Annotated in this window: 14 protein-coding genes; 3 read left to right on the top strand and 11 right to left on the bottom strand. The window is 71.2% G+C overall.

Features of this window, described 5'->3' with window-relative positions:
- Positions 1–54 precede the first annotated feature (54 nt).
- Both LH62_RS30370 and LH62_RS17375 read left to right on the top strand, forming a co-directional pair.
- Positions 55–405, top strand: coding sequence for a hypothetical protein (locus LH62_RS30370; RefSeq protein ID WP_052214625.1), 351 nt, complete (start codon positions 55–57; stop codon positions 403–405).
- Positions 406–519: 114 nt separating this feature from the next.
- The gene (locus LH62_RS17375; protein WP_043363339.1) at positions 520–1,488 is read left to right on the top strand and encodes a tripartite tricarboxylate transporter substrate binding protein; all 969 of its coding nucleotides are present in this window, start codon (positions 520–522) and stop codon (positions 1,486–1,488) included.
- 397 nt (positions 1,489–1,885) lie between these two features.
- On the opposite strand, the gene LH62_RS17370 is transcribed toward LH62_RS17375, so the two are convergent.
- The 3 genes from LH62_RS17370 to LH62_RS17360 all read right to left on the bottom strand — a co-directional run bounded on the left by LH62_RS17370 (position 1,886) and on the right by LH62_RS17360 (position 4,563).
- A complete protein-coding gene (locus LH62_RS17370) occupies positions 1,886–2,284 on the bottom strand; it encodes a helix-turn-helix transcriptional regulator (protein ID WP_236552569.1) in 399 nt (132 codons plus the stop codon).
- A 186-nt stretch (positions 2,285–2,470) separates the two neighbouring features.
- Positions 2,471–3,847 (bottom strand): ATP-binding protein, encoded by a 1,377-nt coding sequence (locus tag LH62_RS17365; protein WP_043363338.1) that lies wholly within the window; start codon positions 3,845–3,847, stop codon positions 2,471–2,473.
- The gene (locus LH62_RS17360) at positions 3,844–4,563 is read right to left on the bottom strand and encodes a response regulator (RefSeq protein ID WP_043363336.1); all 720 of its coding nucleotides are present in this window, start codon (positions 4,561–4,563) and stop codon (positions 3,844–3,846) included. The genes LH62_RS17365 and LH62_RS17360 overlap by 4 nt, the downstream gene beginning before the upstream one ends.
- 198 nt (positions 4,564–4,761) lie before the next feature.
- On the opposite strand from LH62_RS17360, the gene LH62_RS17355 reads away from it, so the two are divergent.
- The gene (locus LH62_RS17355) at positions 4,762–5,436 is read left to right on the top strand and encodes a DNA-3-methyladenine glycosylase (RefSeq protein ID WP_082012627.1); all 675 of its coding nucleotides are present in this window, start codon (positions 4,762–4,764) and stop codon (positions 5,434–5,436) included.
- A gap of 3 nt (positions 5,437–5,439) precedes the next feature.
- Here LH62_RS17355 and LH62_RS17350 read toward each other — a convergent pair whose 3' ends face one another.
- The 8 genes from LH62_RS17350 to malQ form a co-directional block, all read right to left on the bottom strand.
- Positions 5,440–5,802, bottom strand: a complete 363-nt coding sequence (locus LH62_RS17350) for a hypothetical protein (protein WP_043363335.1) — start codon at positions 5,800–5,802, stop codon at positions 5,440–5,442.
- Entirely contained in the window at positions 5,799–7,280 is a 1,482-nt protein-coding gene (hydA, locus tag LH62_RS17345; RefSeq protein ID WP_043363334.1) for a dihydropyrimidinase, read from the bottom strand. The genes LH62_RS17350 and hydA overlap by 4 nt, the downstream gene beginning before the upstream one ends.
- Before the next feature lie 37 nt (positions 7,281–7,317).
- A complete protein-coding gene (locus LH62_RS17340; RefSeq protein ID WP_043363333.1) occupies positions 7,318–8,592 on the bottom strand; it encodes a TRAP transporter large permease in 1,275 nt (424 codons plus the stop codon).
- Between the two features lie 2 nt (positions 8,593–8,594).
- The gene (locus LH62_RS17335) at positions 8,595–9,089 is read right to left on the bottom strand and encodes a TRAP transporter small permease (RefSeq protein WP_043363331.1); all 495 of its coding nucleotides are present in this window, start codon (positions 9,087–9,089) and stop codon (positions 8,595–8,597) included.
- Positions 9,086–10,069, bottom strand: a complete 984-nt coding sequence (locus tag LH62_RS17330) for a sialic acid TRAP transporter substrate-binding protein SiaP (RefSeq protein WP_052214623.1) — start codon at positions 10,067–10,069, stop codon at positions 9,086–9,088. Before LH62_RS17330 ends, LH62_RS17335 begins: the two co-directional genes overlap by 4 nt.
- 68 nt (positions 10,070–10,137) lie before the next feature.
- Entirely contained in the window at positions 10,138–11,532 is a 1,395-nt protein-coding gene (locus LH62_RS17325; protein ID WP_043363330.1) for a trehalose-6-phosphate synthase, read from the bottom strand.
- Positions 11,529–14,327, bottom strand: a complete 2,799-nt coding sequence (treY, locus tag LH62_RS17320) for a malto-oligosyltrehalose synthase (RefSeq protein WP_043363329.1) — start codon at positions 14,325–14,327, stop codon at positions 11,529–11,531. The genes LH62_RS17325 and treY overlap by 4 nt, the downstream gene beginning before the upstream one ends.
- Entirely contained in the window at positions 14,324–16,354 is a 2,031-nt protein-coding gene (gene malQ / locus LH62_RS17315) for a 4-alpha-glucanotransferase (RefSeq protein ID WP_043363328.1), read from the bottom strand. Before malQ ends, treY begins: the two co-directional genes overlap by 4 nt.
- Positions 16,355–16,356: the final 2 nt, after the last annotated feature.

Here is a 16,356-nt window from a genome sequence, read left to right as displayed (position 1 = left end):
ACGCCGCAGTTGCGCTTTCTCCGTGACACACACGTCACGAGGAGGGAAAGCCCCATGCGACGCATCGCTATCATCACCGCCGCCCTGGCCGGCCTGGCCACGGTCGGCATGGTCGACGCCCATGCCCAGACCAGCACCACCAGCCCGAATGCCGTACCGAACGCGCCCGGCACCCTGCCGCAGCCGGGCGGCGGCGTCACCGCCGGCACCGGCACGCCCGGCAATGCCGATCGCGGCGTGATGCCGAGCGGCCGCGGCGCGCCGCCTCCGGGCATGGCCAACCCGCCTGGCCTCGGCGCCGGCACCGGCGGCAGCCCGCTGACCCCGGGCGGCGCCATCCGTCCCGGCTCGGGCCCTGGCGGCGGCGGTACCAGCAACAACCCGCAGAGCGGCGGCGGCGGCTGATCTCCCGCCTCGCCTGAACGCTCGGGGGCCGGCCTCCGCAAGGGGGCCGTCCCTTGGCATATCCAGGTCCCGCCGGCTGCGGTATCCATCGGCAAAAGCCTGGAGGAAACCGCCATGCCCAGCCGCCGCAGCCTGCTGGCCGCACCATTCGCCCTGCCCGCCCTCGCCCGTGCCCAGTCCGACTGGCAGCCGAGCCGCTCCATCACTCTGCTGGTCGGCTTCGCCCCGGGCGGCGGCACGGACATCATCGCCCGCCTCGTCGCCCCTGCCCTGCAACAGGCCTTTGGCGTCCCCATCGCCGTGGAGAATCGGCCGGGCGCCAGCGGCACCATCGCCGCGCAGGTCAACAGCCGCGCCGCGCCGGATGGCCATACCGTGCTGATGAGCACCGTCAGCGCCTCCGCCGTCGTGCCGCCGCAGATGACGCCGCCTCCCTTCGACATCCACCGCGACCAGACGGCCATCGCCCTCGCCGCCACCGTCCCCCTGGTCGCGGTGGTGCCGCTCGCTTCCCCCGCCCGCGACCTCGCCGGCCTCATCGCCCGTGCCCGCGAGAACCCCGGCGGGCTGAACTACTCCTCGTCCGGCGTCGCCACTCAGCAGCATCTGGCGGCTGAGCTGCTCGCCATGGCGGCCGGCATCCGGATGACCCATGTGCCCTTTCGCGGCACCGGCCAGGCGGTGAACGAGATTCTCGCCGGGCGCATCGACCTTGCCATCGACACCTTCCCGACCTACCTGCCGCATATCCGCGGCGAGCGGGTCCGGGCGCTGGCGACGACCATGCCCGAGCGCATCGACTGGCTGCCCGACTTGCCGACCGTCGCCGAGAGCGGCTTCCCCGGCTTCGACGCCAATGTCTGGTACATGCTGATGGGCCCCGCCGGCCTGCCGGCACCGATCCGCGACCGCTGGGCCGCCGCCCTCGGCACCGCCCTCGCCGACCCAGTGCTGCGCCCGCGCATCCGCGAAGCCGGCTTCATCCCCGGCGGCGGCACCAGCGCCGAGGCCGCCGCCCTGCTGAACCGCGATGCCGAGCGCTACGGCGCCCTCATCCGCCAGGCCGGCATCCGCATCGAATAGGCCGAGGCCTGCCCGCCACAGCGACGTGCCACACTTGTACGTGGAGGCGGGGGTCCTTGCCTCGGATTTCCTTTACCGGGCTGCGCGACAACCTCGCCCGCGACATGGACGAGGCGGTGGACAGCGCCGCCCCTCTGCTGGTCACCGCTGCGGCGGCAAGGGCAATGCGGTGATCCTCTCCAAGCGCGATATCGCCGCCTGGCAGGGGCGAGACCCGGCGGATCGAGATCGCCCAATGCCGCTACCATTACGGCTGGCTTGCCGATATCGTCCCTGGCCGCCCATCCCCACCGTCATGGCCGGACCTGATTCGATTATCCCTCGGTCACCGGCTCCATCGGCATGAGCCTGCCATAGTGACCTCCGATCAGGCCGAAGCAGCTGACCGGAGCTTGCTTCAGCGACGGCCTTTCACCTGCTTCGCCGGCACGGCATCCGGCGCCTCCTCCGGCCCGGCCATTCTGCGCACCACCAGCAGCACCGCCGCCTTGGCGCTGAATTCCAGCTTCCGATAGGCCCGCAGCAACCCCTCCTCGTCGCCGGCGAGCAGGCCGAGCGAGCCCTGTTCCTCCTCCAGCCACTCGGCCGGCGGCGGCACGTCCGGGTCAAGCCCGACGAGATAGGAGACGGACGTGGAGAGGGCCTCGGCCAGCCGCCGCAGCCGGTCGCCCCGCGGCACCGCCACCCGCCCCTCGCGCAGCCGGTCGAGGAAATCGGGCTGCAGGCCGGCGGCGCGGCTCGCCTCCTCCGGGGTCAGGCCGAGCCGTTCGAGGCGCCCCTCGATCAGTTCCACCATGGGCGGCGCGGCATCATCCTCCATGCACAGGCGACGCGCGGGCGGGCCGCTGGTTTCCCGCTGTCCTTGCTTTTCCGCACCGGCCTGTATAGGATCATATTCCTTGTTCTTTGACAATTCCATCCGCGTCAAGCGAGCTCCGCCAGCCGATCGGGAGGGTTTGTCAGAAAGCTGCCGGATCGTCGCCTATCCCGGCAGCGTCGCCAGCGCCAGCAGCCCGCCCCCCTCGCGGTTCCGCAGCACCACATCCCCGCCATGCGCCCGGAAGATGTTGCGCGCGATCGGCAGGCCGAGCCCTGTCCCGCCCGTCTCCCGGTTCCGGCTCGCCTCCAGCCGCCGGAAGGGCTGGAACACCGCCTCCAGCTGGTCGTCCGGGATACCTGGCCCCTCATCCTCCACCGCCAGCCGCACCACGCCCGCCCCTGGCCCTCCTGGCGCCTCAGGTCCGGTCAGCGCCAGCCGCGCCGCCCCGCCATAGGCCAGCGCATTGCCGACCAGATTGGCGAGCGCCCGCTTCAGCGCCACCGGTCGCGCCTGGACCACCAGCCGCTCCGGCCCGCGATAGCCGATCGCCTCGGCGAGGTCCGGCCGCGCATCCGCCGCCTCGTCCAGCACCGTGCGGCAAAGCGCGGCGAGGTCGAGCGCCACGGTCGGCTCACCTGTCGAATCGTCGCGGGCGAAGGCGAGGGTTGCCGCCACCATCGCCTCCATCTCGTCGAGATCGGCCAGCATCTTCCGCCGCTGCTCGTCGTCGTCCATGAACTCCGCGCGGAGGCGCAGCCGGGTGATCGGCGTCCGCAGGTCGTGGCCGATGGCCGCCAGCATCTGCGTCCGGTCGCCGACGAAGCGGCGGATGCGCTCCGCCATGGTGTTGAAGGCATGCGCCGCCTTGGCCACCTCGGTCGGGCCGCGCTCCGGCATGGGAGGCGCGTTGACATCGCGTCCCAGCCGCTCCGCCGCCTCGGCCAGCAGCCGCACCGGCCGGGTCAGCCGCCGCACGGCCCAATTGATCAGCAACCCCGCCGCCAGCGTCATGGCGAAGAAGGCGATGAGGAAGGTTTCCGAATGCCAGGGCCGCGGCGGCGGCAAGGTGATGCGGAGGTTCAGCCACTCCCCGCTCGGCAGGCGGAGGCTGACGAAAAAGAGCGGCCCGCGCTCGCCCCAGGAGGTCAGCACCTCGCGCGGGCGGAAGCGCGGCGATCCGCTTATGAGCTGCTCCAGCCGCAGCATCCGCGCGATGGGCGGCGGGACCGGCGGCTGGTCCAGCCGGGCGAGCGGCTTCTCGTCGAGCGTCGCCTCCAGCCCCTGCGGCAGCTCCAGCTCAGCCAGCATCTGCCCGCGCCGGTCCGCCGGCGCGAGGATGACCGTGCGCCAGGCGCTGATCGACCGCGCCGAGATCTCCCGCGCCTGGGCGAAGCGCTGGAGGTCGACGCGGTCGAGCGCATGGATGGTCAGCCCCGCCGCCTGGACGGCGGTGAGCGCCAGCAGCAGGACGAGGGCCGTCCGCCCGGCGAGGCTTCGCGGCCAGAAGCGCCAGGGCGCGGTCGGGGAAGTGGCGCTCAACTGCGCTCCACCGTCGCGGCCAGCACATAGCCGCCGCCGCGCACCGTCTTGATGAGGCTCGGGTTGCGCCCGTCATCCTCGAGCTTTCGCCGCAGCCGGGAGACGGCGACGTCGATCGCCCGGTCGAAAGGGCCCGCCTGGCGGCCGCGCAGCAGGTCCATCAGCATGTCGCGGGTGAGGACGCGGTTCGGCCGCTCCACCAGCACCTGCAGCAGCTCATATTCGCCGCCCGTGAGAGGCACCTCGGCCCCGTCCGGGTTGAGCAGGCGGCGCCGCGACGGCTCCAGCGTCCAGCCGCCGAAGCGGATGGACTTGGCCGGCGCCGCCGATGGCGCCCCTGCCTCGCCCGAGGCGCGGCGCAGCACGGCCCGCACCCGCGCCAGCAGCTCCCGTGGGTTGAAGGGCTTGCTGAGATAGTCATCGGCACCGAGCTCGAGCCCGACGATGCGGTCCGTTTCATCCGCCATGGCGGTCAGCATGACGATCGGCACGTCGCCTTGTGCGCGAAGCCATTTGGCGAAGTCGAGGCCGCTTTCCCCGGGCAGCATGAGGTCGAGCACCACCAGATGGTAGCGGCCGAGCGGCCAGAGGCGGCGGGCCTCCTTCGCATCCCGGGCGGCGGCGACGCGCATGCCCTGTCGCTCGAGGAATTTCGAGAGAAGGTCACGGATCTCACGGTCATCATCGACGACCAGGATATGAGGCTGGGGTTCCATGGTCCTCGTAACATAGCGCGCCCCGCGCCATTCCGAGCAGGATGTTGTTGCGCCAGGTTGCCAAAGCCGCCCTGGTTGCATGCCGTTGCATTTCGCCACGCCTGGGGCCTTCCGGCAGTAACGTCCAGGGCGCAGCTTCAGGGAAGCCCAGGCGGCCGGCTTCCCCATCCCGGTCGCCGATGGGTATAGGCGGCGGGGATGGTCCCACCCTCCTCCCCATTCCCGCCACCCTTCCCCGCCCCACCCCCCTGGGCGAGGGAAGGGCTCGCGGCCCTGGCCGCTGCCGACCCGCGCCTCGGCGCGATCGAGGCGGCGGCCGGGCCGCTTCCCTGGCGCACCCGACAGCCCGGCTTCCCTGGCCTGCTCCGCGCCATCTGCGGCCAGCAGATTAGCAACCAGGCCGCGGCGGCCATCTGGCGCCGGCTCGCGGCCCTGCCCGGCGCGCTCGATCCCGCCGGGCTGCTGGCGATGGATGATGCGACGCTCTGCGGCATCGCCGGCCTCTCCCGCCCCAAGGCGGCGCATGCCCGCTCGCTCGCTGCGGCCTGCATCGAAGGCCGGCTCGACTTCATCGCCCTACCCGCGATGAGCGATGCGGAGGCGGTTGCCCATATCGCGGCAGTGAAGGGCCTCGGCCCCTGGACGGCGGCGGTCCATCTGCTCTTCGCCGAGCAACGGCCGGATGTCTTCCCCGCCGGCGACCTCGCATTGGCGGCGAGCGCGGCGCATCTGCTTGGCCTGCCGGCACGGCCAGGGCCGAAGGCGCTCGCCGTGCTGGCCGAGGGCTGGAGGCCCTGGCGCTCGCTTGCCGCGCGGCTGCTCTGGCACCATTGGCGCTTCGTCACCGGCCGGCCCGCGGTGGAGGATGGCTGAGGCTCAGGGCGCCAGCAGGATCGAGTCCAGCGGCCAGGGAAGCGTCTCGCCCTCGACGAGAAAGGCGATGGCCTGTTCGTCCTCGCCGTCCCAGGCGCGGGCCAGCGCCAGGGCGATGACCGGCAGCCAGCCGGAGCCGCCGAGGGCAGCGGTGCAGTGCGCCTCCAGCAGGCCGCGCTCGTCATGCAGGCGGATGACATGGGCGGCCCAGATGCGTTCGCCCTCGCTGCCCTCGCCGACGGGGGACTCCGCCGTCATGATCCTCAGCAGCTCGCGGACGCGGCCATCGGTGCGGATGAGGCGGGCGATGCGCCAGGGCTCGTCGGCCGCGTTATAGGCGGTGTAGTCCGGCTCCGAGGGGATCATGACGGCGCGGGGGCGGCGTCGAAGCCGTTCGCCAGCACGCCCCGCGGGGCGATGAAGTCGTAAGCGCCGCGGGGCAGGAACTGCCCGCTGCCCGGTTCGGCCTGCACCACACCATCGCGCATCACGACCTCCCCCCGCCGGATCGTCGCCACCGGCCAACCGGTGACTTCCAGCCCTTCGTAGGGAGTGTAGTCGATAGCATGTTGCATCAACGGATTCTTAATGACCGCCTTCTTCTTCGGATCCCACAGGGCGAGGTCGGCGTCGGCGCCGATGGCGATGACGCCCTTGCGCGGGGCGAGGCCCATCAGCCGGGCCGGGTTGGTCGCCGTCAGCCGCACGAAGTGGTCGAGGGTGATGCGGCCCTTCGACACCCCCTCGCTGAACAGGATCGGCAGCCGGGCGGCGAGGCCGGGGATGCCGTTCGGGATGTCGCGGAAGGGGGCGTCGCGGCCATTCGCCGCCTTGCCCGCCTCGCCGCCCATCGAGAAGCCGCAGTGGTCGGAGGAGACGACGTCAAGCGTGCCGCGGCGGATCATCTCCCAGACGCGGCCCTGTTCCTCGACCGTGCGCGGGCTGGGCGAGCACATATAGGCGGCGCCCTCGAAGCCGGGGCGGTCCATGTCGGCGGCGGTGAGCGTCAGGTATTGCGGGCAGGTCTCGCCCCAGACCTTGAGGCCGCGATGCTGGGCGCGGGCGATTTCCTCCGCCGCCTCGGCGCAGCTGACATGGAAGACCTGGATGGGCTGGTCCACGAGTTCGGCCAGGGCGATGGCGCGGTGCGTCGCCTCGCGCTCGACGACGATGGGGCGGGACCAGGCATGGTATTTCGGCGCGGTCATGCCGGCCTTGATGAGCATCTCGGTCCGCCACTTGATGGCAGCGTAGTTCTCGCAATGGACGGTGACGAGGCAGCCATGGCGGCGGGCCGTCACCAGTACCTTGAGGAACTGCTCGTCGCTGAGGTGCAGCGGCTCGTAGGTGAGGAATACCTTGAGGCTGCGAATGCCGCGGGCCACGATTTGCGGCACCTCGCGCTCCAGCACCTCGTCGGTCGGGTCGCTGATGATCTGGTGGAAGCTGTAGTCGAGCATCCCCTTCGCCGCGCGCTGCTCGTAATCGGCGAGGCGGGGGAGGATGCCCTCGCCCTTCCACTGCGGGACAAAGCAGACGACGCTGGTGGTGCCGCCGGCGAAGGCGGAGGTGCTGGCGGTGCGGAAGCTCTCCTCGTTCACCGTGACCGCGAGGTCGCCGCCGGTGCCGACATAGCCGCCGCGGGCCGGCTCCTCGATGTGGCAATGGCTGTCGACGCCACCGGGCAGGACCAGCAGGCCGCCGGCATCGAGCGTCGCCGTGCCATCCGCAATGCTTTCGGCGAGCGCCACGATGCGGCCGCCGCGAATGCCGATGTCGCAGCGCATGGTGCCGAAGCCGCTGGCCACCTGCCCGCCGCGCACCACGAGATCGTAGTCAGCCATCCGCCTTCTCCTCCGGGTTGCCTGCCGGAGGATCAGTCTAGGAGCCGTAGACCAGGTTCGGAAGCACCAGGGTGATCTGCGGGAAGACGGTCAGCAGGATGAGGGCGCCGATCAACGGGATGAAGAAGGGCAGCGTCGCCCAGGCCAGCTTGCCGTAGGGGATGTTGCCGACCTTCGCCACGACGAAGAGGCCGATGCCCATCGGCGGGTGCAGCAGGCCAAGCATCAGGTTCAGGGTGATGACCATGCCGAAATGCACCGGGTCGATGCCGAGCTGCGTCACCACCGGCATCAGCACGGGCACGGTCAGCACCATGATGGCCAGCGCCTCCATGAACATGCCGAGGAAGAAGAGCAACAGGTTGATGAGCAGCAGCATCAGCATCGGATCGTCGGTGACGCCGAGCAGGAGTTCCGCCACCTGCTGAGGCACCCTCTCACGGGCCAGGACCCAGTTGAACAGCGTCGCGGCGCAGACGATGAAGGCGACCGTCGCCGTGGTGTTCATGCTCTCGCGGAAGACCTGGACGAGCTGGCGCCAGCCAAGCTCGCGGTAGACCACGGTGCCGAGCAGCAGGGCATAAAGGGCGGCGACGGCGGCGGCCTCGGTCGCGGTGAAGATGCCGCCGAACATGCCGCCGAGGATGATCGCCGGCGTCAGCAGGGGGAGGAAGGCGCGGGCGGCGGCTTGACCGCGCTCTGCCCATGTGTGGCGGCGGCCACGCGGGAAGCCCTCCTTCCCCGCCACGTACCAGACATAGAGCATCAGCGCCGCGCCGATGACGAGGCCGGGGACGATGCCGCCGAGGAAAAGCCGGCCGATCGAGGTGTTGGAGATCACCGCATAAAGGACGAGCGGGATTGAGGGCGGGATGATCGGCCCGACGACGCAGGAGGCGGCCGTCAGGGCGCCTGCGAATTCCGGCCGGTAGCCCTCCTTCACCATGGCCTTGATCTCGAGCGCGCCGAGTCCGCCGGCATCGGCGACGGCACTGCCCGACATGCCGGAGAAGATCACCGAGCCGAGGATGTTCACATGCCCCAGCCCCCCGCGGAAATGCCCGACCATGGCGGAGGCGAAGCCGTAGATGCGGTCCGTGACGCCCGATGTGTTCATCAGGTTGCCGGCGAGGACGAAGAAGGGCACGGCGAGCAGAGCGAAGTTGTCGGCGCCGGCCATGAGGCGCTGCGGCGCGGTGATCATCGGCGCGCCTTCCAGCATCAGCCAGCCGACGGCGACGACGCCGAGGGCGAAGGCGACGGGCTGGGCCAGCACCACCAGGCCGAGCCAGGCACCGAAGAAACCGAGCATCCCTAGAAATCCCGGGCGGCGGAGGCGGTCAGCACCTCGCCGCGGCGGAAGGCGCGGACATCCTCGGCCATGCAGGCGAGCGTCCGCACGGCCATGATGGCGGCGCTGGCCGGGATGATGGCCAGCACCAGCCCGGTCGGGATTTCCATGGCCATGCTCGGCAGGTCCCATTCGCGGGCGGCGGCGCGCCAGCCCCAGAGGATGATGGCGGCGCAGAAGGCGAGCGTCAGCGCCTGGGTCAACAGCGAGACGGCGAGGCGCGGGCCAGGCGACAGGCGCTCCACCAGGAAGGGCATGCCAATATGGCTGCGGTCGCCGACCGCCGCCGCGGCGCCGAAGAAGACGACGCCGACATAGAGGTACCGCGCCGCCTCCTCCGTATAAGCGCTCGGGTCGCCAAGCAGGTAGCGCGTCACCACTTGCCAGATCAGCACGGCGAAGAGCGCGACGCCGAGCAGGACGGAAAGGGCCTCATCGGCCCGGCGCAGCAGCCTCACAGCGCCTGCAGCGCGGCATGGACGCCGCGGCCCCAGACCTCCTCGTAACGGGCGTACATGGGGCCCAGGGCGCGCTGGAAGGCGGCGCGGTCGCTGTCGACAAAGATCGTGCCGCGCGCTTCGAACTCGCCACGCAGGCGCTGCTCGCTCTCACGGGTGAGCTGGCCGCCGAGGGCGCCGCCCTCGGCCAGCGCGGCGACCAGCATGTCGCGGTCGGCGGGCGGCAGGGCCGCCCATGTCTGCTCGCTCAGCACAGGCACCAGCGGGACAAGGATATGCCCTGTCAGGTTCACGTATTTCTGGACTTCCATGAACTTGTTCGCGGCGATGGTGGGCAGCGGGTTCTCCTGCCCGTCGATGACGCCGGTCTGCAGCGAGAGATAAACCTCGCCGAGCGACATGGGCGTCGGCGCGGCGCCGAGCGTCCGCATCATGTCGAGGAAGAGCGGCGCCTCGGGCACGCGGATCTTGAGGCCCTTCAATTCCTCGGGCAGGCGGACGGGCCGGTCGCGCGTGGTCAGCTGGCGGGTGCCATAATACCAGGGGGCGAGCACACGCATGCTGCGCTGCTCGGCGAGCTGGCGGCGCATCGCCTGCACCGCCGGATGCTCGAACATCCGCTGCAACTGCGCGAAGTCGCGGGTGAGGAACGGGCTTTCCAAAATGGAGAGCGGGCGAACCCAGGAGCCAAGCACGCCCGGGCCGGTGATGCAGAGGTCGAGCGTGCCCGAGGAGACCTGGCTCAGCATGTCCCGCTCGCCGCCCAGCTGGGAGGAGGGGAAGTTATCGATCCTGAACCGGCCGCCGGAGCGCTCCTTCAGCAGTTCCGCGGCCCGGAGGATGCCACGGTTGATCTCGCCCTCGGGTGGCTGGACATGACCGAAGCGAAGTGCGCGCGTGCCTTGCCCGTGCGCGATGGCGGGCGCCGCGAGCAACGCGCCGCCGAGGAGCGCACCCCGGCGGGTGATCCCTGAAGCCATGGCCTTCCCTCCCCATCCGCCCGGCCTTTTGGTGCCGGGTCCGGCGGTCAGGTTGGCATGGCAACGGCTCAGGCGCTACCCGCGGCGGGCAGTCCGGCGAGGTCGCCCGGTGCAAGGGCGCGAAGGAAATCCTCGCCCCATCCCTCGGGCGAGGCGCCGGCGATCGCTTCCCAGGCAGCAAGCCAACGCTCAAGGCGTTCGGCACGCGGCATGTCGAGGGCGCAGGTCAGCGCCTCCGCCATGCCCTCGGCGTCATGCGGATTGACCAGCAAGGCGGAGGAGAGCTGGGCGGCGGCGCCGGCGAAGCGCGAAAGAACGAGCACGCCGGGGTCGCTCGGGTCCTGGGCGGCGATGAACTCCTTGGCGACGAGGTTCATCCCGTCACGGATCGGGGTCACCAGGCAGACCCGGGCGAGGCGCATGAAGCCGGCCACCGTGTCGCGCGTCTGCGGGCGGGCGAGGAGGCGCAGTGGCAGCCAGTCCGGCTCGCCGAATTCGCTGTTGATGGAACCAGCGGCGCTGTCGACTTCCTGACGGAGGCGGCGATAGGCCAGCACGTCTTCGCGCGACGGGGCTGCGATCTGCAGCATGGTCGCGCTGCGGGCCGGACGGCGGGCGATGACGCGGCGGAAGGCTTCCAGCCGCTCCGGTAGGCCCTTGGTCGGGTCGAGCCGGTCGACGCCGAGGATGAGCGACTGGCCCTGCAGCGAGCGGGCGAGCAGGCGGGCCGGCTCCAAGGCCGATTGCGCGGCGGCGGTGGCGGCGAACTCGCGGGCGGCAATCTCGGCAGGGAAGACGCCGAGGCGGATCGGCCGGCCGCCGAGTTCAAGCTGGTGGTCGCCGGTGCGGACGGCACCGGCGAATTCGGTGGCGGTCGCGGCGAAGTTGTCGCGGTCGCTGGCCGTCTGGAAGCCGAGCAGGTCCGAGGCCAGCACATCCTGCACCAAGCTCCGGATGCCGGGTGCGACGGCCGCCGCATCGGGCGCCGGGAAGGGAACGTGGAGGAAGAAGCCGGTCGGGTTCCGCACCCCCTGGCTGCGCAGCGCGCCCGGCAGGGAGAAGAGGTGGTAGTCATGCACCCAGATGCGGTCGTCCTGCTCCAGCAGCGGCGCAAGGTTGTGGGCGAAGCGCTGGTTGACGCGGCGATAGGTGTCGAGGTCCTGGCGGCGGAATGCCATCAGATGCGGCAGGGAATGCAGCATCGGCCAGAGCACGCCGTTGGAATAGCCGGTGTAGTAGCCGCGATGCTCGGCCTCGGTCAGGTCGAGCGTCGCATAGCCGACGGCGCCGCGCCGGGAGAAGGCCGGTGGGCCGGTCTCTTCGGTGACGGCGCCGCTCCAGCCGAACCAAAGGCCACCGCGGCGCTGCATCAGCCCGAGCAGGGCAACGGCAAGTCCGCCGGCATGCCCGGAATTCCCGGCAGGGACGGGCACCCGGTTGGAGACGACGACGATGCGGCTCATCCCACCTCCAGCAACGCGACCGGCAGGCGGGCGAGGATCTCGGCCAAGGGTAGACGATCCCCCGCTTCTCCCCCGGGCGCGCCGAGGACCGCCCCGGTCAACGCATCCCGCCAGCCGTGTTCCCCACCTGGACGCGGCAGGACGAGTTCGGTTCCGCGCCATTCCTCTTGCGGCACGAGCGGAAGCGCCGTGTCGCCCATGAGCGTCGCAGGCAGGCGGGTGGCGACGGCGATCACCGAGCGGCCCTTGTGGCTGCGGGCGAAGGCGAGGACATGGCTCGCCAGGGGCCCCTCGACGACGAGGGGCTGGTAGTCGCCCCCGGCGAAGAGGGCAGCGTGCTCGGCGCGGGCCGCAAGGGCGCGGGCGAGCACGGCCTGCTTCACCCGCCCGTCCTGCCAGTGCTGCAGGAGGTCCTGGGGCGGGGTGGCGGCCTCCAGGCTCTCGCGGCGGGCGGCGTAATCGACGGGGCGTCGGTTGTCGGGATCGACCAGGCTGAGGTCCCAGAACTCGGTGCCCTGGTAGAGATCGGGCACGCCGGGCGCGGTGCAGCGCAGGAGGAGCTGGGCGAGCCCGTTCACCGCCCCGGCCGGAGCGATGCGGGCGGCAAAGCCGGCGACCTCGTCGCGGAGGTGGCTGGCACGGTCGGGGGCCATGCAAGCGAAGATGAAGTCGCGGCAGGCGGCTTCGTAGTCCCCATTGGGCACCGCCCATTCGGTGCGGCGCTTGGCCTCGCGCAACGCCTTCTCCTGCCAGGCGGCGACGCGGTCGAGGAAGGCCGTGACGCCCGCCTCGTCATCCGCGGCGAGGCCGAGGGGCCAGGCGGAGACGAGCGTTTGGTAGAGCATGAGCTGGGCGCTCATCCCCGGCGCCGCGCCATCGTCCAGCGTCTTGCGGAGCGAGGCGTTGAGGCGCGTCCAGCGCTGCACCGCGCCGGACCATTCGGCCGGAATCTCGGAGAGGACAGCGAGGCGGGCGCGGACATCCTCGCCGCGCTTGTGATCATGCGTCGCCGTCGCCAGCAGGGCGCGCGGGAAGTTCTTCACCCGCGCCTTGGCCGTTGCATGGAAGCCGGCGGGGGTGACGGCGAAGCGGCCCGGGTCCGAACCGACCTCGTTGCGCGAGAGCAGCCGCCCATAGCGGTAGAAGGCGGTGTCCTCGACGCTCTTCGCCGTCGCCGGGGCGGAGAGCTGCTGGAAGCGCACCGCGGCCGAGAGGCGCTCCCGCCGCTGGTTGGGCGGCAGGCTGCGGGGCGGCTCGCCGCCGAGCCAGCCATCGAGCAGCTCCAGCAGGGGCCGCTCGGTGGCGCGGACGGTGCGACGGGCGCCGGCGATGGCCCAGTCCAAAATGCGCTTGTCCTCGGCGCTGCGGCCGCCGGAGGTGATGTAGAGCCGGTAGATCGGGAAATGCACCAGCACCTCGGCCAGCGCGCGGCGCAGCGCCGTCAGGGTGAAGTCGCGGGTCACGAGGTCCCGCATGGCGACGCGCTTGAGGGCGGCCGCCGTCGCGTTCAGCTCGGAGGCGAGGTTGTCGCGGAGGATCTGGCGCTTGGCCTCGCGCACCTCGACCTCGAACTCGCCGGTGCGGCGGGTCTGCTCGGTCCAGAGCGCGGTCAGCGGCCCCTCCCCCGCCGGGTCATGCAACACGCCGCTCGCCTCGTCCATGAAGTCGTAGCCGGTGGTGCCGTCCACCATCCAGTCGGTGCGCAGCGTCTCGAAGGGGGCGAGGATCTTCTCTACCCAGATCAGCGGCGGCTGGTCGGGGCGGACCGTCTCCATGCGGCGGTGCAGCTTGCGGCAATAGCCGCGCGGATCGGCCAGACCGTCCACATGGTCGATGCGGACGCCGTCGATGGTGCCTTCGGCATAAAGGTTCAGCACCAGTTCATGCGTGGCGTCGAAGACTTCCGGCAATTCGACGCGGAGGCCGGCGAGAGAGGTGATGTCGAAGAAGCGGCGCCAGTTGATCTCGTCGGCCGCGGCACGCCACCAGGCAAGGCGGTAGTGCTGGCGCTCCAGCAGGCGATGCAGGGCGAGGCGGCCAGCCTCCTCATTCGCGTCGAAAGCGGCGAGCGCACGGGCGATGCCGGCGCGGCCGACCTCGGTCGCCGCCGCATCGGCGAGGCGGGCGCGGCAGGCGGAGGCCTCGCCCCGCGAGAGCGCGCGGTCGCGCTGGTGCAGGCCGATGCGGCCGAAGGCAAGGGCGAGCTCCTGCAGCCCCGGCTCCCCTGAAGCCTGGAGGATGTGGTGGTAGTGCTGTGGCGCGATGGGGAAGCGGTGCTCGTAATACTCGGCATAGAAGCGGCCGGTACTGGCCTCGAATTTCAGGACGAGGTTGCCGGAGGCGAGCACCTCGCCATAGGGATCGCCGAGGAAGGGGGCGAGCAGGCGGCTGGAGAGCGAGCGGTCCGGCGGCTCCCAGTCGATGTCGAAATAGGAGGCGAAGGGGCTCTGACGGCCCCACTCGAGCACGTCGAGCCACCATTCATTGTCGGCGCCGCCGACGCCCATATGGTTTGGCACGATGTCGAGGATGAGGCCGAGCCCGGCCTCCTTCAGCGCGGCCGAGAGCCGGCGCAGCGCCGGCTCGCCACCCAGTTCCGGGTTGATCTGGCGATGGTCGACAATGTCGTAACCATGGGTGGAACCGGGCCGCGCCTTCAGGATGGGCGAGGCATAAAGATGGCTGATGCCGAGCCGGGCCAGGTAGGGCACCAGGGGCACGGCATCGTCGAGGGTGAAACCGGCATGGAATTGAAGCCGGGCCGTCGCCCGTAGTGGAATCGGCACGAGCGTCATTCTCCTTTAGGTCGGGCGCGGGCAAGGATCTCGATGCGGCGGGCGACCGCGGGATCGTCCAACAGATGGGCAGCTTCGCCGGGCATGCGGCGCTGCCAGTTCGGATGGCCCTCGGTGGTGCCGGGCAGGTTGGGCTGCTCCGGCAGGGCCAGCGCATCCTCGATGGGGAGGATGGCCAGGGTGCAGGCGGCGCTTGCCGTATGGGCGATGGCCGCCTCAACTACCGATTCGGCATCCTCGGGAACGGGCTCGTCGCCGGTCGCGGCGCCGCTGTCGAGGAAGGCACCCCAGAGGGCGCTGCGGTCCTCGGCGCGGCGGGCCTCCTCCTGCTTCGCCGTGTCGGCCTCGGGGAAGAGGCCCAGGCGATCGCGCCAGCCGATATCGAGGCCGCGCCACCAGCCGGTGATGGTCGGCAGGTCATGCGTCGTCGTCATCGCCGCGGCGTCGGGCGACCAGCCATGCGGCGGGCGGAAGCTCCGGTCCTGCTCCTGCTCGAACCAGAGGACGCGCATGCCGAGGATGCCGGCGCGCGCCATCTCGCCCTGGAAGCCCTCCGGCAAGGTGCCGAGATCCTCGCCGATGACGATGGCCTGGTGGCGGTGGGATTCGAGGGCCAGCAGGCGCAGCATGTCCTGCATCGGGTAGCGGAGATAGGCGCCGGCCGAAGGGCCGAGGCCCTGCGGTACCACCCAAAGCCGCGCGAGGCCCATCGCGTGGTCGACGCGCAGGCCGCCGGCATGGCGGAAGGTCGCCTGCAACAGCTCGGTGAAGGCGCCGAAACCGCCCATCCGCATCTCGAGCGGGGAGAAGGCGGTGAGGCCCCAATCCTGGCCGAGCGGCGAGAAGATGTCGGGCGGCGCGCCGACCGAAAGGCCGGGCAGGATCTCCCGCTGGCGCGACCAGGCATGGCTGCCGCCGCCATCCGTGCCGACGGCGAGGTCGGCGATGAGGCCGACCGGCATCCCGGCCTCGCGCGCCGCCTGCTGCGCCGCCCCACGGGAAGCATCGGCCAGCCATTGGCAAAAGGCGTGGAAGGCGACCTCGCGCGCATTTTCCCGGGCGAAGCGCTGCACGCCGGGGCTTTGCGGGGTGCGGTACTCATCAGGCCAGTTGCGCCAGTGCCAGAGATCGGGCGACTGGCCGTAGAAATGCGCGTGCAGCGCCTCGAAGCGGGCATGATCCTCAAGGGCGGGGCCGGCCTCACGCCGGTACTCGACGAAGCCCGGATGGTCGGCGGCGGCGTCGAACAGCACGCGGAACTGGGCAAGCTTGGCCGCGGTCGCCCCTGGCCAGTCGATCAGCGGCGCATCCTCGGCCGGCAGCACGGAAGCCGTGCCGAGCGCGGCCGCCGGATCGGCGTGCAGCACGTTCAGCATGATCCGGCTGGAGGGCGCGTAGGGCCCGTACTTGCTGGGATCGGCACTGAACAGCGCGTGGGCGGGGCTGATCGCCAGCGCCGCCGCGCCCCGGCGGCCGGCGGCATGGGCAAAGGCCGCGACGCCGCCGAAATCGCCGATGCCACCATCGCCCTGACGGCGCAGCGAATAGATCTGCGCGGCAAGGGCCCAGGGCGCGGCGCCGTTATGGACCTCGGCTCCGAGGTCGTTCAGCGTGACGCAGCGGGGCGGGGCGGCGGCGATGGTTGCATGGCCGCCATCGAGGGTGAGGCGGTGGTAGCCGGGCGTGGAGATGGCGGGCAGCCGCGCCTCGCCCCCCCATCCGGTTTCCAGCCGGCCCTCGATTCGATCGCCGCCCTCGATCTGCAATTGGAAGCGATGGCCAGGCTGGGCGCCGGGGATGGCGACGCCGTCCGGCCCTACCGTCACGGTCACCAGCGGCGGCAGGCGGCCTTCCAGCTCGCGCAGGAGGTGGCGCGCCTCCCGCGCATCCTCGGGCAGGCCGAGGGCGGTGAGGACAGCACGCATTGTCTCCGGCGCGATGGCCTGCAACCGGCCATGCACGTCGCGCCAGGTGGTAGCGACGCCGGCGGCCTCCGCCAGCTCCCGCAACTCGTCATCGGCACTCATGA

The sequence above is a fragment of the Belnapia sp. F-4-1 genome (assembly GCF_000802185.1).
Classification (GTDB): Bacteria; Pseudomonadota; Alphaproteobacteria; order Acetobacterales; family Acetobacteraceae; genus Belnapia.
The sequence above is the reverse complement of the archived record's forward strand: the minus strand, read 5'-3'. Positions and strand labels throughout refer to the sequence as shown.